Raw genomic sequence first — 22,404 nt, forward strand, 5'->3', positions numbered from 1 at the left:
CCCACCGAAAAACTCAACGAACTCCTGATCAACCACGGTGTCGCACCCACCACCTGAGACCAAGGCCCCAAAGAAACCACTCCACCCCATCGAGCGGACCCCACGAAGCCCGAGACCACCCCACCCCATCGAGCAAACAACGAAGCAGAACCCCAGAAAACCTCACACCACCCGACCAAGCGACACTCCAGCCAACCCCCGAACCTCCCGAGCAAGATGCGCCTGATCCGCATACCCAGCCGCATAAGCCACATCCCCAAACGCCATCCCAGCCCGCGCCAACCGCAACGCCCGCTGAAACCGCAACACCCGATGCAGCACCTTCGGCCCATACCCGAACGCCGCCAGAGCCCGCCGACGCACCTGCCGCTCACTCATCCCCAAAGCGTCAGCGATCCCCCGCACACCGCGCCCCTCAGCCGCCAACCCCCGAATCACCGCCACAACTGGATCAGGGACAACCGGCAAAGCAGCCACCAGAACATCCTGCGCGGCCACCACATCGGAAGCCGACGCCAACCGCTCCCCCAAGTCGCCTGCCCCAGCCCACAGGTCAGCCAACGCCACCCGCGCGTCCCGCAGAGCATCCGCAGGCACCTCTAACGCGATGTCCCCAGGCCGAAACCGCAGCCCCACCAGCGTCCCCGGCTCGCTCACGTGCAGCTGCGGCCCTGTGTCCGGCCCGGCCACCCACAGCCGCCCGCTCTCCCGATGCCAGATGACATCCACGCAGGCGTCCGGCACGATCCGGCTCTCCACCACCCGCGAGTACTCCCGCGACCACACACACGCGACCGCCGCCCCAGGCACCTGTCGCTCGCGGTAAGTCACGATTCCGGAGAACCCGTCAGGAAGAGCTGACCGCAGCCTGTTGGATCGTCACCGGCAGAGTGGGGGAACCGTCGGTGTCCATGCTGACCGGCGTGATCCCGCCCGCCGCGATCTTGTCGAGCACGGCCAGGCCCGCGTCGTCCACCGAGCCGAAGACCGCGTACGTGGGCGGCAAAGTCGAGTCGGCGTAGACCAGGAAGAACTGGCTGCCGCCGCTGTCGGGCTGCCCGGTGTTGGCCATCGCGACGGTGCCGCGCGGGTACACGACCGCCCGGCCCGTCGCGGGCTTGAGGTGGGTCGGGTTCTCGTCGGGGATCGTGAAGCCCGGACCGCCGGAGCCCAGGCCGGTCGGGTCGCCGCATTGCAGGACGCTCAGGCCCGGCGTCGAGGTGAGGCGGTGGCAGGGCGTGTCGTCGTAGTACTTCCGCTCGGCCAGGTAGGCGAAGCTGCGCGTCGTGCACGGCGCGATGTCGGTGGCCAGCCGCACCTCGATCTCGCCGTGGTTGGTCGTCAGGGTCACCTCGGCCGCGTCGTCCTCGCCGTGCTCGGGCGGCTTGCCCACGTCGCGAACGGCGTCGTCCGAGCTCGTGGCGTAGTCACAGGTCGTGCCGCTGCTGGACTTCGCGGTCGGCTGGGACGTGCCCGACCGCGCCGCCGACTTGCTGGGGGTGGCCTGGCTGCCGCTGGAGGTGCCAGAGCAGCCGACCACCGCGAGCGCCGCGCACGCCAGCACCGCGGCCAAGCTCACCCGGCTCACGCGACCGCCACACTCTTGATGTCGACCGGGGTCTTGGGCTTGCCGTCGCCCTGGCCGCCCTGCGGGATCACGCCCGCCTTGGCGACCTGGTCGACCTTGGTGAGGCTTTCCGCGTCGACGGTCCCGAACGCGGTGTACTTCGCGGGAAGCGGAGTGGGGCCGTAGACGATGAAGAACTGGCTGCCGTTGGTGTTGGGGCCCGCGTTGGCCATCGCGAGGGTGCCGCGGCCGTAGGTCAGCTCCGGGAAGACCTCGTCGGCGAAGCTGTAGCCAGGGCCGCCGCTGCCGGTGGCGGTCGGGTCGCCGCACTGGAGGACCATGATGCCCTGGGTGGTCATCCGGTGGCAGGTCGTGTCGTTGAAGTACCCCTGCTTGGCCAGGCTCACGAAGCTGTTGACCGCGCACGGCGCGAGCGAGCGGTCGAGGGTCAGCTTGAGGTCGCCGATGGAGGTGGCGACCGTCGCGGGGACGGTGCCCTCGGCGGAGACGTCCGCGGTGGGCGGGGCCTGCGCGGGCTTCGCGGGGGGCTTGGCCGAATCGGCGGGGTAAGCGCAGGTGGCCTTCGCGGGCAGCGGCGTTGGCCGCTTCGGCGCGGGCGCGAGTTCGGTCGGGATCTCCACCGGCGTGTCGGCTGGCGCGTCCGACTGCTGCGCGGCGGGGGTGGTGGCCGGGTCGTCGCCCATGTTCGCCAGCCAGTAGATCAGGCCGACCACGGCCACGACGCCGACGACCGTGCTCACCACGCCAATGGTCCGGCGCTTGCGGGCGCGCTCGACCCTGTTCGCGAGCTGGCGTTCCAGCTTGCGCTTGGCCGCTTCCCGGCGCTGCTCATTGCTCGGCACCTGGCACCCTCCCTGACCTGACCTGTTGCTGGCTGGCGCGCAGTCTATGGGGGACCCCGGTAAGAACCGTGTGGAGGTACCGGCCACTAGGCTGAGAACCGGCAAAGAAAACCCGCCGACCGGAGGTTCGCCCGTGCTTGTCGTCGGCTTCCCGACTGGGGCCTTCCAGGCCAACTGCTTCCTGATCGCCCCTGGCGCCGGGGAGCAATGCGTGATTGTCGACCCCGGCCAGGACGCGGAGGAGCCGATCGCGGCGGCGTTGCGCGAACACCGGTTGTCGCCGGTCGCGGTGGTCCTCACGCACGGCCACCTCGACCACATCTACTCGGTGACCCCGGTCTGCGACGGCAACGACGTGCCAGCGTGGATCCACCCCGAGGACCGCTACATGCTCAGCGACCCGCTGCGCGGCCTGAGCCGCGAGTCCGCCCAGTTCTTCGGCGGTCTGCAGCTGCGCGAGCCCAAGGACGTCCGGGAGATGACCGACGGCGCGGAGCTGGACCTGGCCGGGCTAAAAATGACCGTCGAGCACACGCCCGGCCACACCCTGGGCTCGGTCAGCTTCCGGCACGCCACCGACGAGGGCGGCCAGCTGCTGTTCTCCGGCGACACGCTGTTCGCGGGCTCGATCGGCCGCACCGACCTGCCCGGCGGCTCGATGGCGATGATGACCGAGTCGCTGCGCAAGGTGCTCGAACTGGACGACGAGACGGTCGTCCTCCCCGGCCACGGCCCGACGACCACCATCGGTCGGGAACGCGTGAGCAACCCGTTCCTCACCGGCCTGGTCGACCTGTCCGATCCGGCGGCGGAGCACCGCGGGCGGGGCCGGGGCATCTGAGCATGACCGAGGACACCCTTCCCGAGCGCATCCCGCTGACCCTGGCCGAGCCGGTCACCCGCCGCCGCGGCTGCGTGTCCGCCGGTGTGGCGCTGGTGTTCGGCGCCGCTCTCGGCGGCATCGTCGGCCTGATCGCGGGCCGCTGGCCGGGCGTGGTCACCGCCGCGGTCGTCGCGGGCCTGCTGATGCTGCTGGCCTGGGCGTCGGGCAGGCGCAAGCTGTGGCTGGAGGGCAGCAGCGTGGTGGCCCGCACCATCGGCACCAAGGCGGTGGACCTGCGGCACGCGGACCGCCTTGAGCTGCTGGTCACCGACGTGCGCGGCGTCCGGACGATCGGCCTGCTGGTCGCGCGGGGCCGCAAGACGATCAACCTCTCGCTGGCGGTGTACTCCGGCACCGGTGGCCGCGAGCTGGGCATCCTGGTGCTGCGCAAGCTGGCCGACACGCTCGCGAGCAGCGAGAACACCTCCGGCCTGGTGTTCTCCCAGCTCCTGGTCGCGCAGCTGCGCGCGGAGGCCAAGGGCGAGGCCGCGCCCGACCGGCCGCTGTTCCGGCTGGCCTCGGTCGCGCCGGGCGGGCGGCTCGCGCAGCGGCTCAAGGCCGACGCGGTGACCCGGTTCGTGGCCTCGCTGGACTGAACTACCCCCCGCGTCGCTCAGTCCCCCGCGTCGTCGGGCACGGGCTCGCGCACGGCCACGAGCGCGGCCACCGCCGTGGTCACCGGGACCGCGGCCACCAGGCCGATGCTGCCCACCAGGGTCCGCACAATCTCCTGCGCGATGCTCTGCTGCTGCAAGATCGTGCCCAACCCGACCCCGGACAGCGACGAGTACAGCAGCACCGGCAACGCCGCGCCCGCGTAGGCCATGACCAGCGTGTTCACCGCCGAGGACACGTGGTCGCGGCCGATGCGCACCCCGGCCGCGTAGAGCCGCCGCCAGCCCAGCGCCGGGTTCGCCGCCCGCAACTCCCAGACCGCGCTCGTCTGGGTCACCGTGACGTCGTCCAGGACGCCCAGCGCGCCGATCACGATCCCGGCCAGCAGCAGCCCTCGGGTGTCGATGCCGTGGCCGAGCGAGCCGACCAGCGTCGCGGTCTGGTCGTCCAAGCCGGTCAGCCGCGCCGCGGCGCTGAACAGGGCGCTCAGCACGCCGATCAGGCCCAGGCTGACCATCGTGCCCAGGACCGCGGTGGACGTGCGGGCCGAGAAACCGTGCGTCAGGTAGAGGACCCCGAACATGATCACGCCCGCGGCGGCGATCGCCACCAGCAAGGGGTTCTCCCCGCCCAGGATCGCGGGCAGGACGAACAGCAGCAGCACCGCGAAGCTCAGCCCCAGCGCCACCAGCGCCTTGAGGCCCTGCCACCGGCCCAGCACCAGCACCGCGACCGCGAACAGGCCCGCGAGGACCGCGAGCGGCATCCCCCGCTGGAAGTCGACGATCTGGTACGAGCCGCCGCTGAGCGGGTCGCCGCCGCTGTAGCTGAGCACCACGTCGTCGCCGACCGCGAAGCGCGGCGTGCTCGGCTCCAGCGGCACGGTCGTGCGGATGTCACTGCCCGCCGCGGCGCCGTCGGTCATCTCCACGGTCACGATGAGGCACTGGTCGCCCTCGGTCTCACCCACGCCGCACGGGCCCGCCGCCGCGGTGGTGATCGTGCCGAGCACGGCCTGCTGGCCCGCCGCCGCGCTGGTGGTGTCGCCGGTCGGGAACAGCAGCACGACGCCGATCACAGCGGCCACGGCGAAGGGGGCGACCAAGAGGGCCAGCAGCCTGCGCACTGGCCGGGACACCGGTCGCGCCGGGCCGTGGTGGTGGCCGTGCCCGTGCCCGGTGGGGAGCGCGTCGTCCTTGGCGTGCCGTCCGCCGGTCACCCGGGGAATCGGCCGGGTCTCCCAGTCATCCACCAGGCCATCCTGTCAGCCGCACCGGTCACAGTGGATTGGCGTAGCTCTTAAGGGTTCCCGCACACGCCCGGATCGCGCGACACGCGCGGTGCTTGGTAGAGCCAGCAAGCAGCGCCCTCGTCCGATGTCGCCTGAGCCTGCGAAACGCCGTTCGTCTCCTCCCTCAGCCGTTCGTCGCAAGCCGCGGCGGAGTGGTTGCACGGTTGTCGAACATGTGTTCGACTAGCGGTGTGCGATGGGATGGCCAGCGGGTGGACAGCCACCGAGCGACCGAGACCGGCGAGCAGGCACTGCCTGGCTTGCCCGGTCTGGTGCGCAGCGTGCGAACGCCGGAGTTCGCCGGGATCGTCTTCCACGAGGTCCTGGCGAAATCGGTGCTGAACCGGGTGCCCGGGAGCTCGCCGATGCCCTTCGGGTGGACGGTGAACCCGTACCGCGGGTGCTCGCACGCGTGCAGCTACTGCCTGCACGGCGACACGCCGATCCTCATGGCGGACGGCAGCACGAAACCGCTGGCCGAGCTGCGGGTCGGCGACAAGGTCTACGGCACCGAGCGCAGGGGGAACTACCGGCACTACGTGCCCACGGAGGTGCTCGACCACTGGTCGACGGTGAAGCCCGCGTACCGGGTCACCTTGGCGGGCGGCACGCAGCTCATCGCCAGCGGCGACCACCGGTTCCTCACCGAGCGCGGGTGGAAGCACGTGGCGGGCGCCATGTCCGGCCCCGGCCGCCGCCCGCACCTCACCGAGGGCAACAAGCTGATGGGCACCGGCCCGTTCGCCGCGCCGCCCAAGGACACCGTCGACTACCGCCGGGGCTACCTGTGCGGCGTGGCCCGCGGCGACGGTAGCCCGCCGCCCGACCCGCAGGTCAGTGCCCGGGTCGCGGAGTACCTGGAGGGCGACCTCGCGGTGAGCCTGCCCGTCGAATGGCCCGCCGCGCCGACCGACGAGTGGCGCAAGGGCCTGCTGGCGGGTGTCTTCGACACCGACGGCACGTTCTCGCGCCGCATCCTGCGCCTGCCGAACCTCGGCGCCCGCGCCCTCGACGCGGTCACCGAAGCGTTGGCCGCCTTCGGTTTCCACCATGCCATCGAGTCCCGCCGCGCCCCCGGCGGCAAACGCTGCGTCCGCGTCGACGGCGGGCTCACCGAGCACCTGCGGCTGTTCCACCTGGTCGCGCCCGCCGTCACCGCCAAGCGCGCCATCGACGGCGCCGCCATCAAGTCCGGCGCCCGCCTCGGCGTCGCGTCGGTCGAGCCACTGGGCCTGGACCTGCCCCTGTTCGACATCACCACCGGCACCGGCGACTTCATCGCCAACGGCGTCGTGAGCCACAACTGCTTCGCCCGAAAATCCCATACTTACCTCGACTTGGACGCGGGCCACGACTTCGACTCGCAGATCGTGGTCAAGGTCAACGCCGCCGAAGTGCTCGCCCGCCAACTCGCGGCGCCGCGCTGGACCCGCGAGCACGTCGCCATGGGCACCAACACCGACCCCTACCAACGCGCCGAGGGCCGCTACCGCCTGATGCCCGGCATCATCCGCGCGCTCGCCGACTCCGGCACCCCGTTCTCCATCCTCACCAAGGGAACCGTCCTGTCCCGAGACCTGCCCCTGCTGTCCGCCGTCAGCGCCGACGTCCCGGTCGGCCTGGGCGTGTCCATCGCCCTGCTGGACCGAACCCTGCAAACCAGCCTCGAACCGGGAACCGCCAGCCCCCAGGCCCGCCTGGAGTTGGTGCGCCGAATCACCGACGCGGGCCTGTCCTGCGGCGTGTTCGTCGCCCCGGTCCTCCCCGGCCTCTCCGACTCGGTGGAGCAACTGGACACCCTGCTGTCCGAGATCGCCGCCGCGGGAGCCACCGGCGTGACCGTGCTGCCCCTGCACCTACGCCCAGGCGCCCGAGAGTGGTTCGCAGGCTGGCTCGCCCGCGAACACCCCACGCTGGTCCCGTTGTACAGACGGATATACGGCAAGGGAACCAACGCCGACATCCGCTACCGCCGAGCTTTGGGAACCCGCGTCGCCCCCTTGCTCCGTCGCCACGGCCTGGCTCCCAAGGCGGCCCGAGACGCCCAGAACAACGACCGGTGGCCAGGCGGTAGCCTGCCCGCGGGAGCCCCGGAAGTGGAGGTGTCCCAAGAGCAGCTGACCCTCCTCTAAGTCCTCAAAGGACCAACCGAAGGTTGGCCTCTAGGACCAAAACCGAATACTCAGGTCGCCTCCTGAGCACCCGGCGCCATGCCCACCACCCGCGGTCACCCCCGCACCCTGGCACCCGCAGACCCTGTTGCGGGCAACTTGGGCACACCTGCCGTGGTTCCACAGGACCCCACGGTCGTCGCGACCGCTCCCCCGACCAACGCCGAACCATGCGGGCCGCGGCCTGCCACCGCTCACCCTCTGGTGGCACGCTGTCCAACCGGTGTCGGCACGGGCGCTCCGCTTCGCCAGCCATCGAAGCGAGCGCGCCTAGGTCGGCGTCCGACAAGCCCCCGTTGTCGGCCTGTCATTTGCGACGCGCAGGAAGGGTCCATGCCGGAACGCGAGCGCGCAGCGTCCGGCATGACCGATCGGTGGGGCGCAACTGGACCGATGGGTTGCGGCAAGACCAACGCAGCAGGCGCGGAACCAGCCGGGCCGCAACCGGACCGCGCGGCTGAAGCTGGATCAGTGGCGGCGAGCGCCGTTGCTGGTGTCCGCGAACTGGCGGGAACCTTGGCGGTGTCGACCGGCTTCACTGGCGGCAGTGCATACCCGTGCACGCCCCTGGGCGAGCGATGGTCCGGCGAGTTCCACGAACGCCGTGCGGGCACGAGCGTCGACCCGGCCGCGACGCGCGGGCCAGTTGGTGGGCGACTAGCGGTGGGTGTCCGACGCTCGCCCGGGGCCGGTCCAGTAGGTGCGCTGTACCGCGTACTCGACTTCCCCGTGCTCGGTGCCGGGGAGTGATCGTTGAAGTGGAGGTGGAAGGTTCGGACGTGTGTCAGGCCCGCTTTCGCCAGGACGCGGAGGGAAGCGGTGTTGACCGCCATGGTCTGGGCTTACACGCGGCGCGTGCCGAGGTCGGTGAACGCCGTCCGGATCAGGGCGCGTCTCCCTTCGGTGGCGTGCCCCTGGCACCAGGCCGACACCTTGAGACGGTCGCCGAGTTCCACCTCCGCGACACCACCCTCCTCGGGTGGTCGCAGGGCGAGCCAGCCCAGGAACTCCCCGGTGGAGCGTTCGACGGCTGCCCAACGCCCTGCTGGGCTGCGGGCGTGGGTGCGCGCGTTCGCTTCGGGGAATCGGCGCGGCACCAGCCGATCGGTCGCCAGGAAAAGGCGGGCCACTGGCCTTTCTCGACAGACGGGCATGGCCCACTCGCCATTATGGACGAAACCGGACTCGACCGTCCACGGATTTTCCGGCTCACGCCCCGCGGCCGCACCGTGATCGGACGGTCCCTGAGCCGCGCGCTTTGCGGAGGCAATGCAGTGGGAACCCATCGGCCGTCCACGGACTCTGATCTTGTGAACGCACCACCGATCCCGAGGAGGTCAGACCACTGGAAGGCACCTAGTCACGACGGAGTCAGCGCGTGTCCCCTCTGCCCGCGAAGACGGCGGCCGCAGATTTTTGCTGACTTTTTCGCTCCAGGAGGGGACAAGGACCGACTCTGGAGCGTTATAGAGGTGTAAGAGCAGCGCACTGCCGAGGCAGTGCCAACGTATGTCCGCACGAAGCGTCTGGGGAGGCGCTTCACGGACAAGGGGGGCCGCGAGGCCGGGATCCAACGGATCCACGTGTACGCAGGTTGTTAGACGACTTTCGCTTGGGGGACTTGCGAATGAGTACAGTTCATGTTGTTCTGCCGTTTTGCCCGCAATCGGACCGCCACGGCCGCGATCGTGAATGGTAGGTCCGTCTGAGGGCGCCGACTTCTCGGTCGGCGCCGATTCTCCACAGTGTGGTTCTGGTCTGCCAGGTGAGTTTGGGAGCCGGAGTCCGCCTGTAGTGCTGTCCTGACGGTGGCCTTCGGGGCTTCGAGCGCGGTTCGAGCGCTTCGTTGTCTCGGAGGCTGCCGTTGTGGGCTGGAGTCTGGTGGGGCTCGTTTGGGTGGGGTTGCTCGATGGGGTGGAGTGGTTTCTTTGGGGCCCCTATGAAGGAAGATCCCGTCGTGGGAAAGACGGGTGGGGAGCCTTCGGCCCCACGACCACGGCGAGTTTAGGGATCTTCCTTCTCCCCCAAAGAAACCACTCCACCCCATCGAGCACCTGGCAGGGTTCGTGCGGCTTCGTTGACGGGCCGGTTCGCTGCCCGTTCCGCACCACCGAGCACCCGGCAGGGGTTGGGTGCGACCCGGCAAGGGGCGGCTGCCCTCCTGCATCCCATCGAGCGCCTGGCAGCGTTAGGTGCGGTCTGGTTGGGAGCCGGGTGTCCTCATTGACCCCATCAAGCACCTGGCAGACTTGGGCGCGGCCTGGTTGGGGCGGTGTCCTCTTGACCTCACCGAGCACCTGGTCGGTCTGAGTAAGCCCTCCCTGGGCAGGGGCTTGCCTGCCTTCCCATCTGCACCCCTGCCAAGGCCGTGTGCGGCCTGGGTAGGGGCGAGCGGGCCTGTGTTCCATCCGGCACTGGCAGTCGCTCGGGTTTGGTGGGCCTTGGGGGTTAGGAAGGTAGGAGGTTGTAAGCGCGGAGGATCTTGAGGGACTCGATGGTCAGCACTCCTGCCCACTCGAATTCTGTTATGGGGGTCCAGATTGCCCAGCGGGGACGCCAGCCGCCGTCGGGGTGTTGGGTGGTGACCAGGGTGTTTAGGCTGACTTCCATCTCGGCGTCGGTGAACCAGTGCCGGGCCAGGCTGGTGGGGGTGGGGGCGTACTCGTGGGGGAAGTGGAGTTCTGCCGGGTTGTAGCCGGGTGGGGTTGTGCCCTCGGGGCCTCGGCGGACGTAGTTGCTTTCGCGGATCAGGGTGCCTATGTGGGCGGCTGCCGTCTCGGCGCGGGAGCGGTCGGGGGCGGCGTCGAGGAAGGTCACGCAGGCGAGTGCCTCGTAGGGGTGAGTCGCGGTGAGGGACTCGATTCGGGGCCAGCAGAAGGCTGCTGCGCGGTCGATCCACGGGTGAGTCGCGTTGGACTGCCAGAGGGCGGCTACCAAGTTTGCTGTGGGGAGCAGGGAGCCCTCGTAAGTGTCCGGGACAGCCCACCAAGGGGCGCGTGGGTAGTCAAGGGCGTTGGGGTGCACGAAAGGGACACCACCGTCTGGGGCGGTGATGGACTCCAGGTAGTCACAGACACCGTCGTCTGGTTTGGCGCCTGTCTCGTGCAGGATGTGCAGTGCCGATAGGACGGTCACGGGCTGGCTGCCGGGGCCCCGGCCATCGGGTTCCAGCGCGTTTCCGTAGCCGCCGTCAGGGTTGCGGTAGGCGGCCAGGGCGGTGCGGACCGGGGCCGGGGAGCCCGTTCCGAACAGGAACTCGAACCGCCTGCGCTCCAGGATTCGGGCCGTGCGCAGGATGAACGTCTCCGCGAGGCGCATGGCCTCGTCGCTGAATGTCTTCACGCTGTCAAGGTAAGTGGGGGCGACGGGGCCGTCTTGTACGAATCGGACTCTTAGGACGCCGAGGTCACCCGGTAGACGTCGTAGACGCCCTCGACGCTGCGGACGGCTTTCAGCACATGGCCCAGGTGTTTGGGGTCGCCCATCTCGAAGGAGAAGCGGCTTACCGCCACTCGGTCACGGGAGGTGGTGACCGACGCGGAGAGGATGTTTACCTTCTCGTCGGCTAGCACCTTCGTGACGTCCGAGAGCAGCCGGTGGCGGTCCAGAGCCTCGACCTGGATGGCGACCAGGAACACCGACGAGTCCGACGGCGCCCACTCGACCTCCAGCAGGCGCTCCGGGGACGCCAGCAGGTCGCCCGCGTTGGTGCAGTCGGTGCGGTGCACGCTGACGCCGCCGCCCCTGGTCACGAACCCCAGGATCTCGTCGCCGGGGACGGGGGTGCAGCAGCGGGCCAGCTTCACCCACACGTCGCTGGCGTCCTTGACCACCACGCCCGCGTCGCCGGAAGCGCGGCGGCGGGTGACGGTAGACGGGGTGGCGCGTTCGGCCAGTTCCTCTTCCGCGTGCTCGACGCCGCCGAGCAGGGCCACCAGCCGCTGGACGACGTGCCGGGCGGAGGTGTGGCCCTCCCCCACCGCCGCGTAGAGGGAGCTGACCTCGGGGTAGCGCAGCTCGCGGGCGAGCGCGGTGATCGAGTCGGCGGACACCAGGCGCTGCATGGGCAGGCCGACCCGGCGCACCTCCTTGGTGATCGCGTCCTTGCCCGCCTCGATCGCCTCTTCCTTGCGCTCCTTGGCGAACCACTGCTTGATCTTGGCCCGGGCCCGGGGCGACGCGGCGAACGCCAGCCAGTCGCGGCTGGGCCCGGCGCCCTCGGCCTTCGAGGTGAAGATCTCGACGACCTCGCCGTTTTCCAGCTTCCGTTCCAGCGCGACCAGCCTGCCGTTGACCCGCGCGCCGATGCACCGGTGCCCGACCTCGGTGTGCACCGCGTAGGCGAAGTCGACCGGGGTCGACCCGGCGGGCAGCGTCTGCACGTCGCCCTTGGGGGTGAACACGAAGATCTCGCGGGTGGCCAGGTCGTAGCGCAGCGACTCCAGGAACTCGCCCGGGTCGGCGGCCTCCCGCTGCCAGTCCAGCAGCTGGCGCATCCAGGCCATCTCATCGACCTCGACGCCGCTGTGGGTGCCCTTGGTCTCCTTGTACCGCCAGTGCGCCGCGATGCCGTACTCGGCGGTGCGGTGCATCTCGTGGGTGCGGATCTGCACTTCCAGCGGCTTGCCGTCCGGCCCGATCACGGTGGTGTGCAGCGACTGGTAGACCCCGAAGCGGGGCTGGGCGATGTAGTCCTTGAACCGGCCGGGCATCGGCTGCCACAGCGCGTGCACCACGCCCATGGCCGCGTAGCAGTCGCGCACGTCGTCCACCAGGATGCGCACGCCCACCAGGTCGTGGATGTCATCGAAGTCGCGGCCGCGGACGATCATCTTCTGGTGGATCGAGTAGTAGTGCTTCGGTCGGCCCTCGACCTTGGCGGTGATCCGCGAGGCCTCCAGGTCGGAGCCGAGCTGGGTCACGACCGTCTGCAGGTATGTGTCGCGTGAGGGGGCCCGGTTGGCCACCAGCCGCACGATCTCGTCGTACTTCTTGGGTTGCAGGATGGCGAACGCCAGGTCCTCCAGCTCCCACTTGACCGTGGCCATGCCCAGCCGGTGGGCCAGCGGGGCGAGCACCTCCAGCGTCTCGCGGGCCTTCTTCGCCTGCTTCTCCGGCGGCAGGAAGCGCATGGTGCGCATGTTGTGCAGCCGGTCGGCGAGCTTGATGACCAGCACGCGCGGGTCGCGGGCCATGGCGATGACCATCTTGCGGATGGTCTCGGCCTCGGCCGCGGTGCCCAGCTGCACCTTGTCGAGCTTGGTGACGCCGTCGACCAGGTGCGCCACCTCGTCGCCGAAGTCGGCGCGCAGGCTCTCGATCGAGTACTCGGTGTCCTCGACGGTGTCGTGCAGCAGGGCCGCGACCAGCGTCGTGGTGTCCATGCCCAGCTCGGCCAGGATCGTGGCGACGGCAAGCGGGTGGGTGATGTACGGGTCGCCGGACTTGCGCCGCTGGCTGCGGTGCATCTCCTCGGCGATGTCGTAGGCGTGCTGCAGCAGGGCGAGGTCGGCCTTGGGGTGCAGCTCGCGGTGGACCGCGGCCAGCGGCTCCAGCACCTGCTTGACCGGGGCGGCCCGCTGCGCGGTGATCCGCCGGGCCAGCCGCGCCCGGACGCGCCGGGTGGCCGAGGGCTCCCGGCTCGCCTGGGTCAGCGGCTCGGTCCCGGTCGCCCCTGCGGCGCCTGTCTCCACGTCGTGGGTCACCCATGCTCCCGGCAAGCTCGGTCGCCCTGCGGCGCACGACTCCCTCCGGGTCACGGGTGTGGCCCGGGTACCGAGAATAACTCTGAAACCCCTGCTTACCGGTGGGCGGGGCGGCGAACAGCCCACACTGGACGACGAACCGCGCACTGGCGACACGCCCGACGCGTCGCGGATGACCGCCCGTCGCGGCACTGGGACAGTGGTCAGGCGGTCACCGCGGAGAAGCGGCCGAAGGCGCCGGGGCAGGCGATCTTGGTGATGAGCGCCACTGGCCGCGCTCGGTCACGCCGCGATCAGGGACCGGACCGCGTGCGGGGCGAGCCGGGCCCGGCCGCCGAGGGCGGCGATCTCGATCACGACCGTCACGCCTGCCACGTGCGCCCCAGCGCGCCGCACCAGGCCCGCGGCGGCCTCGACGGTCCCGCCGGTGGCCAGGACGTCGTCGACGATGACCACCTGGTCCCCCGGCCGCAGGACGTCGGCGGGCAGTTCGAGGGTGGCGGTGCCGTACTCCAGGGCGTAGGTGGCGCGGTGAGCGACCGCGGGCAGCTTGCCGGGCTTGCGGACCGGGACGACGCCGTAGCCGTGCGCGGCGGCCATGGCGGCGCCGAAGAGGAAGCCGCGCGCCTCGACCGCGACCAGGGTGGTGACCCCGGCCGGGACGGTGGCGGCCAGGGCGTCGGTGACGGCGCGGAAGCCGTCGCGGTCGGCCAGCAGCGGGCTCAGATCACGGAACAGGACGCCCGGCTCGGGGAAGTCGGGGACTTCCCGGACGAGACCGAGCGCCCTGTCCAGAGCGGTTTCCGGCACGCTCAGCGGCGCTTCTTGCCCGAGGGCCTGCCGGTGCGCCGCGCGTCCGCCGCCTTCGGGTTGCGGGCCGGGACGCTCGCCGCGCTGGCGTACGCCTTCTCGCGGCGAAGCTCGCCGTCGAGCGACTCGTCGTCGGTGAGGTCCGGCTCGGCGGCGCCCGCCTGCGCCTTGCGGGCCGCGTTGGCCCGGCGCAGCGCGACGCGCTCGGCCTGCTGCTTGAACTTCGGCTCGGTCATCTTCAGGTCGACCAGCAGCGGCGTCGCCAGGTAGATCGAGGACAGCACGCCCGCGAGCATGCCGGTCAGCTGCACCAGTGCGAGGTCCTGCAGGGTGCCGACGCCGAGCAGGCCGACGCCGACGATCAGCAGGCCGATGACCGGCAGCAGCGCGAACAGCGAGGTGTTGATCGACCGGATCAGGGTCTGGTTCAGCGCCAGGTTCGCGGCCTCGGCGTAGGTGCGCCGGGTCAGTCCGAGCAGGCCGCGGGTGTTCTCCTTGACCTTGTCGAACACCACGACCGTGTCGTACAGCGAGAACCCGAGGATGGTGAGCAGGCCGATCACCGTCGCCGGGGTGACCTCGAACCCGACGATCGAGTACACGCCCATGGTGACCACGACGTCGTGGATCAGCGCGCCCAGCGCCGCGACGGCCATCCACTTCTCGAAGTAGAGCGCGAGGAAGATCGTCACCAGCACCAGGAACACGCCCAGCGCGATCAGCGCCTGCTGCGAGATCTGCCCGCCCCAGGTGCCCGACACGGCGCTGTCGCTGATCTGCGCCACGGAAGGCTCGCCGTTCGGCGGCTGCGGGCGCAGCTGCTCGAACAGCGCGGCCTTCACCCGCGAGACGTCGGCGACGGTCAGCGTCTCGGACTTGATCTGAATCGTGGCGTTGGCCCCGGTGCCGACCAGCTGCACGGAGGCGGGCTCGCGGTTCAGCGTCCCGCTGAAGACCTCTTGGACCCGCTCGGTGGCGATCGGGCCGGACGCGCTGGCCGCGGGCAGCTGGATCTTCGTGCCGCCCTCGAAGTCGATGCCGAGGTTGAACCCGCGGAAGATCATCGAGGCGATGCAGATCAGCATCAGCGCGCCGAAGACGACGTACCAGCGCTTGCGCTTGCCGACGATGTCGAACGCGCCCGTGCCGGTGTAGAGCCGGTCGAACACGCTCGCCTTGCGGCCCCGGGCGGTGACGTCGCCGGTCGAGCCAGTCCCGTTGGCCGCGGTCTCGCTTGCCACCGTGCTGTCAGCCGCGGTCTCGTTGGCCTCGTTGGCCGGAGTCTCGTTAGTGGACACGTCACACTTCCTTCGCGGCTGCGGCCGCGGCGGACCGCGGGGCGCGCTGGGCGACCAGGGACCGCTGCGCGGTGCCCAGGCCCGACAGCTTGGGGTTGCTGGACAGGTACTTCGACTTCGAGGCGAGCGCGACCAGCGGGTGGGTCACCAGGAACACCACGATGAGGTCGAGCACGGTCGACATGCCCAGGGTGAACGCGAAGCCGCGCACCTGGCCGACCGCCAGGACGTAGAGCACCGCGGAGGCCAGGAAGCTCACCGCGTCGGCGGAAAGGATCGTGCGGCGGGACCGGACCCAGGCGCGCGGGACCGCGGAGCGGAACGTGCGCCCCTCGCGGATCTCGTCTTTGAGCCGTTCAAAGAAGATCACGAACGAGTCCGCGGTGATGCCGATCGCCACGATGAACCCCGCGACGCCCGCGAGGTCGAGGGTGAAGTTCATCCACCGGCCCAGCAAGACCAGCACCGCGTAGACGACGACCCCGGAGAGCACCAGCGACAGGATCGTCAGCACACCGAGGAGCCGGTAGTAGATGAGGCAGTAGATGAACACCAGCGCGAGGCCGATGCCGCCCGCGATGAGGCCCGCCTCCAGCGAGGCCAGGCCGAGTGTCGCGGAGACCGTCTCGGCCTCGGACGGCTCGAACGACAGCGGCAGCGAGCCGAACTTGAGCACGTTCGCGAGCTTCTGCGCCTCGCCCTGCTTGAAGCCGCCCGCGCCGCCGGTGATCTGGGTGTCGCCGCCGCTGATGGCGGTCTGGATGGTCGGCGCGGAGACGACCTCGGTGTCGAGCACGAACGCGGCGCGCTCGCTGATGTGCGATGCGGTGTACTCCGACCAGATCCGCGAGCCCTCGGACTTGAAGCTCAGGCTGACCACGAAGCCGACGCCCTGCGGGTCGGTCGTCGCGTTGGCGTTGCTGACCTCGGTGCCCTCCATGAACGACGGGCCGAGGATGAACTTCTCCACGCCGTCCTGGTCGCACGCGGCGAGCGGCAGCTTCGGGTCGTCGTTGCCTACCAGCGGGTCCTTTTCGCCGGGCGCGCAGTTCAGGGTCGCCAGGGCGGCCTGCTGCAGCGCCTGGTCCGCGGGCACGTCGGCGCCGTCGGGGCCCTTGCTCGGGGCGAGCCGCACGTCCTGGCGGCACGCCTTGCCCATGCTGATCAGGTCGGAGGTCGGCGTCTTGGGGTCGGCCAGCATCGCCGAGTACTTGGCGCACTCGTCGGCGCCCGCGGGCGGCGCGGGCGGCGTCGGCGGCGCGGTCGGGTCCTGCGCCGCGGCGGGCGCGGGGCGGCCCTGCGGCGGGGCGCTCGACGGCGGCGGGCTCGCGGGCGCCGAGGCCGATGGCGCCGCGGGCGGCGTCGTGGCTGGCGGCGTCGTCGCTGGGGCCTGGCCGGTCTGCTCCTGCTGGGGCTGCGCGCCGATCGAGCCGATCACCGGGCGGAACCGAAGCTGCGCGGTCTGGCCGAGGTCCTTGGCCCGCTCGCCGTTCTCGCCGGGGACGGTGATGACGATGTTGTCGCCGTCGAGGACGACTTCGGCCCCGGAGACGCCGGTGCCGTTGACCCGGGTCTCGATGATCTGGCGGGACAGCTCCAGCGATTCCTGCGACGGCGGCGCGCCACTCTCCGTGCGCGCGGTAAGCGCGACCCGGGTTCCGCCCTGCAGGTCGATGCCCAGCTTGGGCTTCGCCTGATGGTCGCCCGTGGCGAAGACCAACGCGTACAGGACAGCGACGACTGCTACGAAGAACGCCAGATAGCGTCCTGGGCGGATCTGCCCAACCGGTGGTGCCACGGTCGGTCCGTCTCCTCGGGTCGAGCGGATGTGCTCGGGTCGCCGCGCACGCCGCGAAGGTGTGGTCAAAGCGCCGCGCCCGCACCCGACTTCCAGATGTGGGTGAGGGCGCAGCGTACCTCTAGCCAGGTGAGGCCCGCGTAGCGCGGGTCACGCCGCGCTCCCGGTCGAAGCGCGGCGTGTCGGCCTGGTTCGTCAGTTCTGCTTGCCGTGCTCCAGCGGCGGGGCGACCTCGGCCTTGCTGGCGGTGGAGCCGGTGGACTCGGCCGGGATCGACTCGTGGTCGACGGCCTCGTCGGCAAGGGCCTCGTCGCCGTCCTCGTCATCGACATCCGGGCCGACCTTCTCGCGGATCGCCTGACGCAGCCAGGTGGTCTCATAGCCGGGAGCGATCTCGATGCCGATCGTGGCCTCGTCGGAGACGTCCGAGACAGTGCCGTAGAGCCCGGAGGTGGTCATCACCCGGTCGCCGACGGCGAGCGAGTTCTGCAGCTCCTGCTGCTGCGCCATCATCCGCTTCTGCCGACGCGAGCCGAGGATCAGCGGGATCGCCAGCACGGCGACGAGGAGCAAGGGGAGCAGAGCGTCCATTTTCTCTCCGTTCGGGAACAGTTCCCCGATGCGGGAAAAGTCCGGTTGTTCGGGTGGGCCGCACCCGAGTCTGCCAGTTCACGGCGGTCCGGATGGACCCGCCATCGGGCGGCCGTGTGCGAGCGGTCACTCATCGAACAGGGTAGGCGCTGCCCACCCCGGCACGTCGTTCGGGGCGGTCAGCCCCAGGTGGGACCAGGCGAGCGCGGTGGCGACCCGGCCGCGGGGCGTCCTGGCGAGCATCCCGGCCCGGACGAGGAACGGCTCGCACACCTCTTCCACGGTAGTCGGCTCCTCGCCGACCGCCACCGCCAATGTCGCGACGCCGACCGGTCCCCCGCCGAAGGAGCGCACGAGAGCGGACAGCACGGCCCGGTCGAGCCGGTCGAGGCCGAGTTCATCGACGTCGTAAACCGCCAGCGCGGCGCGCGCGATCTCCCGGGTGACCGTGCCGTCCGCGCGGACCTCGGCGTAGTCGCGGACCCGGCGCAGCAGCCGGTTGGCGATGCGCGGGGTGCCCCGGGAGCGGCCCGCGATCTCCGCTCCGCCCTCGGCGTGCAGGTCGATGCCCAGGATGCGCGCGGAGCGGCGCAGCACCAGTTCCAGCTCCCGCGGCGTGTAGAACTCCATGTGCGCGGTGAAGCCGAACCGGTCGCGCAGCGGGCCGGTGAGCGAGCCGGACCGGGTGGTGGCGCCGACCAGGGTGAACGGGGCGATCTCCAACGGGATGCTGGTGGCGCCGGGGCCCTTGCCGACGACCACGTCGACCCGGAAGTCCTCCATGGCCAGGTACAGCATCTCTTCCGCGGGCCGGGCGATGCGGTGGATCTCATCGATGAACATGACCTCGCCATCGGTGAGGTTCGACAGCATCGCGGCCAGGTCGCCCGCGCGTTCGAGGGCGGGCCCGGAGGTGATCCGGATCGGCCTGCCCAGCTCGGCGGCGATGATCATCGCGAGGCTGGTCTTGCCCAGTCCCGGCGGGCCGGAGAGCAGCACGTGGTCCGGCGGCGCCCCGCGCCGGGTCGCGCCCTGGAGCACCAGTTGCAGCTGCTCGCGGACCCGGGCCTGGCCGACGAACTCGTCCAGCCGTCGCGGGCGCAGGGTGCTCTCGTCGTCGCGCTCCCCCGGCTCGGCCTCCGGGGAAAGCTGCCACTCGTCAGGCTCCATGGCCGCGTCCACTAGCGCTTGCGGCCAAGCGTGGCCAGGGCCTTGCGCAGCACGGCCGGAGTGTCAGCGGCACCGTTCTCGGCGAGCACGCCGTCGACGGCCTGCTCGGCCTGCTTGACCGGGAAGCCGAGCCCGGTGAGGGCCTCCACGACCGACCCGCGCACCTGGCCCGCGGCCGGGGCGACCGGGGACTCCGCGCCCGCGGCGAGGGCGCCGACCTTGTCGCGCAGTTCGATGATCAGCCGTTCGGCGCCCTTGCGGCCGATGCCGGGGACCTGGGTCAGCACATTGACGCTGCCGTCGGCCAGGGCCGCGCGCAGTTGGGCGGGCTCCAGCACGGCCAGGGTCGCCAGGGCGAGCCGGGGTCCGATGCCGGACACGGTCAGCAGCAGCCAGAACAGGTCGCGGGTCTCGGTGTCGGCGAAGCCGAACAGGGTCAGCGAGTCCTCGCGCACGACCAGGGCGGTGGCGAGAGCGGCCTCTTCGCCCCGGCGCAGCGTGGCCAGCGTGTGCGGGGTGGCCTGCACCGCGAAGCCGACCCCGCCGACCTCGACCACCGCGTGGTCCAGCCCGATGGCCGCCACGTTGCCCCGTACCGAGGAAATCACTTGATCACCGTCCTGCTCTCCCGCGCCGCGGCGGCCAGCCTCGCACGGTGCTTCTTCGCGAGTTCCGCCGCCCTCGCCTCCGCCTCGGCCATCCGGTCGCGCATCGGCGCGCGCCACAGGTGGCAGATGGCGAGCGCGAGGGCGTCGGCGGCGTCGGCGGGCTTGGGCGCGGCGCTGAGCCCGAGCAGGCGGGTGACCATGATGGTGACCTGGGCCTTGTCGGCGCGGCCGGAGCCGGTGACCGCGGCCTTGACCTCGCTGGGAGTGTGGAACATGACTGGCAGGCCGCGGCGGGCGGCGGCGAGCGCGACCACGCCCGCCGCCTGCGCGGTGCCCATGGCGGTGCGCACGTTGTGCTGGCTGAACACCCGCTCGATGGCCACGACCTCGGGCCGGTGCCGGTCGAACCAGCCCTCGACGGCGTCGGCGACCTTGAGCAGCCGCACCGACAGGTCGTCCTCGGCGGGCGTGCGGATCACGTCGACGGCCACCGCGCGCACCGCGCGGCCGACGCCGCCGTCGACCACCGCGATGCCCAGGCGGGTCAACCCCGGGTCGACGCCCAGCACGCGCACGGTAACCGCTCCCTGTCCGCTCGTGAACACTCGTTCGAGAGCCTAGGGGGTCGCCGCCGCCGGATCGGGGACGGACACGCGGGGGACGACGATCGGCGGCTCGATCAGCTCGGGGGTGAGCGGGTCGCAGTCCGGGCGCAGCCAGGGCGCGGTCGGACCCGCGGCGGGGTCGGCGCGCCAGTCGCGGCAGACCTTGTGGACGCGGATCGGGTAGATGGTCAGGTCGCCGCGGGCGTCGACGCGCATCCGCAGGAACCCCTTGTGGTCCTCGATGCTCTGTCCGGCCATGACCTCGTTGAGGTTGATGCCGAAGCGGCTGACCAACATCAGGTAGACCGCGACGATCTCGGCGTCGATGAGCCCGATCACCAGCGGGGTGCCCAGGGCGACGATCACCAGCGTCGCCCAGTCCGCGACCGGCCCGTCCGGCAAGACGTCGGTGTAGAGCGCGACCACCACCAGCGCCCAGGCGACGCTGAGCCCCAGATGCGCGATCGCGTGCAGCGCGCCCGAGACCTGGGCCAGCCGGACTCGCGGCGGACTGCCCAGCCGGGCGAACGCGAGGGCCCCGATGACGAGGACGATGCCCACCATGGCGGCCGGGGTCCAGCTCGCGACCAGCCCGAAGAACCCGCTGGCCCCGCCGAAGGTCTGCACCAGCCCGTAGAGCACGGCGAGGGTCATCACGGTCTGGAAGACGCCGGTCAGGCCCCAGAAGCCCGGGTTCCGCCACGGCAGGTTGACGATCCCGGACGCGAACCGCTTCGAGGTCGCGCGGTCCGGATAGCGGCTTTCCAGGTCGTAGTAAGTGACCTCGGACCGCGCCCGGACCCGTGATTTCAGGGGCGGCAGGCACAGTTCCTCGGGCAGCTCGTGGGTGGCGGCGAGGTAGGCGCCGCCGAGTCCGCAGGTGATCCGCTGCCGGGTGCCGCCGCGCTCGGCGTAGCGGGCGTAGTGGTGCTTGTCGCCGGAGAGCATGACTCGGATGGACGCCCCGGCGGAGCGCACGATCTCGCGGTCGAAGAACTCGATCGTGTCGTAGCGCTTGGTGTGCCCGCCCGCCCCCGCGTCCGCCCACGCGGGCGTCGATGTGCACAGGATCACCGCGTCGCCGGGTTCGAGCTCGGCCGAGACCTGCCGGAAGTACTCCAGCTGCGGTGCGTCGACGTAGTCGTCGAACTGGGTGTCGATCGCCAGCAGCCACCAGCGCTGGGGCAGCCGCACGGCGAAGTAGGAGCGGGTCTGCTCGGTCGCCCATCCGCCGAACGGCCTGCGCTGGGCGAACACGCGCAGGAAGGAGGTGAGGCCGTCGTACCAGTCGTGGTTGCCGGGCAGCGCGAACAGCGTCGGCGGCTGCCCCTCGGTCGCCGGGAGCGCGGCGCGGTAGACGCCTTTGGCGCGGTCCTCGTAGGCGCGGGTCGACGCGGACGGGTAGACCTGATCGCCGCCCATGACCAGCAGCCGCCCGCGCGGCAGCGGCCCGTGCTCGGCGGACCCGTCAGCGAGGTCGATCCGTTCCGCGGCGAGCAGGCTGGCGACCGAGTAGGTCGCGTCGAACCCGTCGCCGATGTCGGCGACGAAGTCGAACCACAGCTCGTCCTCGCCGTCGTGGCGGTGCACGTCCGCGGCCAGACTGCCCTGCAACTCCCGCTTGTCGGCGTAGGACCCGAAAATCGCGGCGATCAGCGACTGGATGCCGGTGCTGACCAACACCTTCGGAGCGAGCCACCGCACCGCGCGCTGCGGCGCGAAGCCCAGCTCGACCTCGGTCATGGCCGTGGGCCGGGGGCGGGCGGTTTCGGGCTGGGACACGGGCGTCCTTCCAGGCGGGGAGAAGATCGTCAACCTCATGATCCCCTGTTCCCGGCGGCCGTTCAGGCATGATCGGTTCATGACCGATCCCGATGCCCTCGTCGCGGCCCTCGGCCTGGCCCCGCTGCCGGTGGAGGGCGGACTGTGGTCGCAGTCCTGGCGCGACTCGACGTTCTCGGCGATCTACTACCTGCTCAAGGCCCCGGAGTTCTCGGCGTGGCACCGACTGGACCGCCCGGAGCTGTACGCCTACCACGCGGGCGCCCCGCTGACGGTGCGCCTGCTCGGGCCTTCAGGGCTCACAACCCACGAACTAGGCCCGGATGTGGCGGCGGGACAACGACCGCAGTTGGTCGTGCCCGCCGGGGTGTGGCAGTCCTCGGAGTCGCCGTCGTGGACCCTCGTGGGCACCGTCGTGGTGCCGCCCTACACAGACTCCTGCGTGGAGTTCGCGGACCCCTCCGTACTGCGCGACCACCCAGACCTCACACGGCTCTGCCGCCACTGACGTCACCGCGTCTGGGAACAAGCCGCGGGCTCAGCCCAACCAAAGGAATCGGGGTCGACTGGTAGGTCGCGGCGGCAGTGGTGGTTGTCGTCGCCGCGGGAGCGAGTCGAGGAGATGCGACCGGCGTCCCTGTCGCGCT

The 22,404-nt window shown here is 70.9% G+C and carries 19 protein-coding genes; 4 read left to right on the plus strand and 15 right to left on the minus strand.

Annotation, left to right across the window (positions count from 1 at the left end):
• Nucleotides 1–162: 162 nt before the first annotated feature.
• The 3 genes from ACZ6SD_RS13235 to ACZ6SD_RS13245 are packed head-to-tail and all read right to left on the minus strand — an operon-like array spanning nucleotide 163 to nucleotide 2,430.
• Entirely contained in the window at nucleotides 163–831 is a 669-nt protein-coding gene (locus tag ACZ6SD_RS13235) for a helix-turn-helix domain-containing protein (RefSeq protein ID WP_465317175.1), read from the minus strand.
• A gap of 16 nt (nucleotides 832–847) precedes the next feature.
• Nucleotides 848–1,588 carry a peptidylprolyl isomerase gene (locus ACZ6SD_RS13240; protein WP_465317176.1) on the minus strand — a complete coding sequence of 247 codons (741 nt, stop codon included), beginning with the start codon at nucleotides 1,586–1,588 and terminating at the stop codon, nucleotides 848–850.
• Entirely contained in the window at nucleotides 1,585–2,430 is an 846-nt protein-coding gene (locus ACZ6SD_RS13245; RefSeq protein ID WP_465317177.1) for a peptidylprolyl isomerase, read from the minus strand. The genes ACZ6SD_RS13240 and ACZ6SD_RS13245 overlap by 4 nt, the downstream gene beginning before the upstream one ends.
• Nucleotides 2,431–2,563: 133 nt before the next feature.
• Between ACZ6SD_RS13245 and ACZ6SD_RS13250 the strand changes: the two genes are divergently transcribed.
• Together ACZ6SD_RS13250 and ACZ6SD_RS13255 are read left to right on the plus strand one after the other, a co-directional pair.
• Nucleotides 2,564–3,271 (plus strand): MBL fold metallo-hydrolase, encoded by a 708-nt coding sequence (locus ACZ6SD_RS13250; RefSeq protein ID WP_465317178.1) that lies wholly within the window; start codon nucleotides 2,564–2,566, stop codon nucleotides 3,269–3,271.
• Between the two features lie 2 nt (nucleotides 3,272–3,273).
• Nucleotides 3,274–3,909 carry a hypothetical protein gene (locus ACZ6SD_RS13255; RefSeq protein ID WP_465317179.1) on the plus strand — a complete coding sequence of 212 codons (636 nt, stop codon included), beginning with the start codon at nucleotides 3,274–3,276 and terminating at the stop codon, nucleotides 3,907–3,909.
• A 17-nt stretch (nucleotides 3,910–3,926) separates the two neighbouring features.
• On the opposite strand, the gene ACZ6SD_RS13260 is transcribed toward ACZ6SD_RS13255, so the two are convergent.
• A complete protein-coding gene (locus ACZ6SD_RS13260) occupies nucleotides 3,927–5,156 on the minus strand; it encodes a YibE/F family protein (RefSeq protein ID WP_465317295.1) in 1,230 nt (409 codons plus the stop codon).
• A gap of 236 nt (nucleotides 5,157–5,392) precedes the next feature.
• Between ACZ6SD_RS13260 and ACZ6SD_RS13265 the strand changes: the two genes are divergently transcribed.
• Nucleotides 5,393–7,351, plus strand: coding sequence for an intein-containing Rv2578c family radical SAM protein (locus tag ACZ6SD_RS13265; RefSeq protein WP_465317180.1), 1,959 nt, complete (start codon nucleotides 5,393–5,395; stop codon nucleotides 7,349–7,351).
• Nucleotides 7,352–8,232: 881 nt separating this feature from the next.
• On the opposite strand, the gene ACZ6SD_RS13270 is transcribed toward ACZ6SD_RS13265, so the two are convergent.
• From ACZ6SD_RS13270 to ACZ6SD_RS13320, 11 genes are all read right to left on the minus strand, one after another.
• The gene (locus ACZ6SD_RS13270) at nucleotides 8,233–8,520 is read right to left on the minus strand and encodes a GNAT family N-acetyltransferase (RefSeq protein ID WP_465317181.1); all 288 of its coding nucleotides are present in this window, start codon (nucleotides 8,518–8,520) and stop codon (nucleotides 8,233–8,235) included.
• 1,318 nt (nucleotides 8,521–9,838) lie between these two features.
• Nucleotides 9,839–10,732, minus strand: coding sequence for a hypothetical protein (locus tag ACZ6SD_RS13275; protein ID WP_465317182.1), 894 nt, complete (start codon nucleotides 10,730–10,732; stop codon nucleotides 9,839–9,841).
• A gap of 50 nt (nucleotides 10,733–10,782) precedes the next feature.
• Nucleotides 10,783–13,083, minus strand: a complete 2,301-nt coding sequence (locus tag ACZ6SD_RS13280; RefSeq protein WP_465317296.1) for a RelA/SpoT family protein — start codon at nucleotides 13,081–13,083, stop codon at nucleotides 10,783–10,785.
• A gap of 294 nt (nucleotides 13,084–13,377) precedes the next feature.
• The gene (locus tag ACZ6SD_RS13285; RefSeq protein ID WP_465317183.1) at nucleotides 13,378–13,905 is read right to left on the minus strand and encodes an adenine phosphoribosyltransferase; all 528 of its coding nucleotides are present in this window, start codon (nucleotides 13,903–13,905) and stop codon (nucleotides 13,378–13,380) included.
• Nucleotides 13,906–13,907: 2 nt separating this feature from the next.
• On the minus strand, nucleotides 13,908–15,146 hold the full coding sequence (gene secF / locus ACZ6SD_RS13290) for a protein translocase subunit SecF (RefSeq protein ID WP_465317297.1): 1,239 nt from the start codon (nucleotides 15,144–15,146) through the stop codon (nucleotides 13,908–13,910).
• A gap of 58 nt (nucleotides 15,147–15,204) precedes the next feature.
• Nucleotides 15,205–17,001 carry a protein translocase subunit SecD gene (gene secD / locus ACZ6SD_RS13295; protein WP_465317184.1) on the minus strand — a complete coding sequence of 599 codons (1,797 nt, stop codon included), beginning with the start codon at nucleotides 16,999–17,001 and terminating at the stop codon, nucleotides 15,205–15,207.
• A gap of 195 nt (nucleotides 17,002–17,196) precedes the next feature.
• The gene (yajC, locus tag ACZ6SD_RS13300; RefSeq protein ID WP_465317185.1) at nucleotides 17,197–17,592 is read right to left on the minus strand and encodes a preprotein translocase subunit YajC; all 396 of its coding nucleotides are present in this window, start codon (nucleotides 17,590–17,592) and stop codon (nucleotides 17,197–17,199) included.
• 126 nt (nucleotides 17,593–17,718) lie between these two features.
• Entirely contained in the window at nucleotides 17,719–18,762 is a 1,044-nt protein-coding gene (gene ruvB, locus ACZ6SD_RS13305) for a Holliday junction branch migration DNA helicase RuvB (RefSeq protein ID WP_465317186.1), read from the minus strand.
• An 11-nt stretch (nucleotides 18,763–18,773) separates the two neighbouring features.
• On the minus strand, nucleotides 18,774–19,370 hold the full coding sequence (gene ruvA / locus ACZ6SD_RS13310) for a Holliday junction branch migration protein RuvA (RefSeq protein ID WP_465317187.1): 597 nt from the start codon (nucleotides 19,368–19,370) through the stop codon (nucleotides 18,774–18,776).
• A complete protein-coding gene (gene ruvC / locus ACZ6SD_RS13315; protein ID WP_465317188.1) occupies nucleotides 19,367–19,945 on the minus strand; it encodes a crossover junction endodeoxyribonuclease RuvC in 579 nt (192 codons plus the stop codon). The genes ruvA and ruvC overlap by 4 nt, the downstream gene beginning before the upstream one ends.
• A gap of 42 nt (nucleotides 19,946–19,987) precedes the next feature.
• On the minus strand, nucleotides 19,988–21,757 hold the full coding sequence (locus ACZ6SD_RS13320) for a metallophosphoesterase family protein (protein ID WP_465317189.1): 1,770 nt from the start codon (nucleotides 21,755–21,757) through the stop codon (nucleotides 19,988–19,990).
• A gap of 79 nt (nucleotides 21,758–21,836) precedes the next feature.
• Between ACZ6SD_RS13320 and ACZ6SD_RS13325 the strand changes: the two genes are divergently transcribed.
• On the plus strand, nucleotides 21,837–22,265 hold the full coding sequence (locus tag ACZ6SD_RS13325) for a cupin domain-containing protein (protein WP_465317190.1): 429 nt from the start codon (nucleotides 21,837–21,839) through the stop codon (nucleotides 22,263–22,265).
• Nucleotides 22,266–22,404: the final 139 nt, after the last annotated feature.

Source organism: Actinokineospora sp. NPDC051303 (assembly GCF_055586285.1).

Bases quoted from the DNA above. Each gene is read 5' to 3' on its own strand.
- ruvB (WP_465317186.1), bottom strand. From the start codon at position 18,762: ATGGAGCCTGACGAGTGGCAGCTTTCCCCGGAGGCCGAGCCGGGGGAG.
- ACZ6SD_RS13325 (WP_465317190.1), top strand. From the start codon at position 21,837: ATGACCGATCCCGATGCCCTCGTCGCGGCCCTCGGCCTGGCCCCGCTG.
- ACZ6SD_RS13255 (WP_465317179.1), top strand. From the start codon at position 3,274: ATGACCGAGGACACCCTTCCCGAGCGCATCCCGCTGACCCTGGCCGAG.
- yajC (WP_465317185.1), bottom strand. From the start codon at position 17,592: ATGGACGCTCTGCTCCCCTTGCTCCTCGTCGCCGTGCTGGCGATCCCG.
- ACZ6SD_RS13265 (WP_465317180.1), top strand. From the start codon at position 5,393: ATGTGTTCGACTAGCGGTGTGCGATGGGATGGCCAGCGGGTGGACAGC.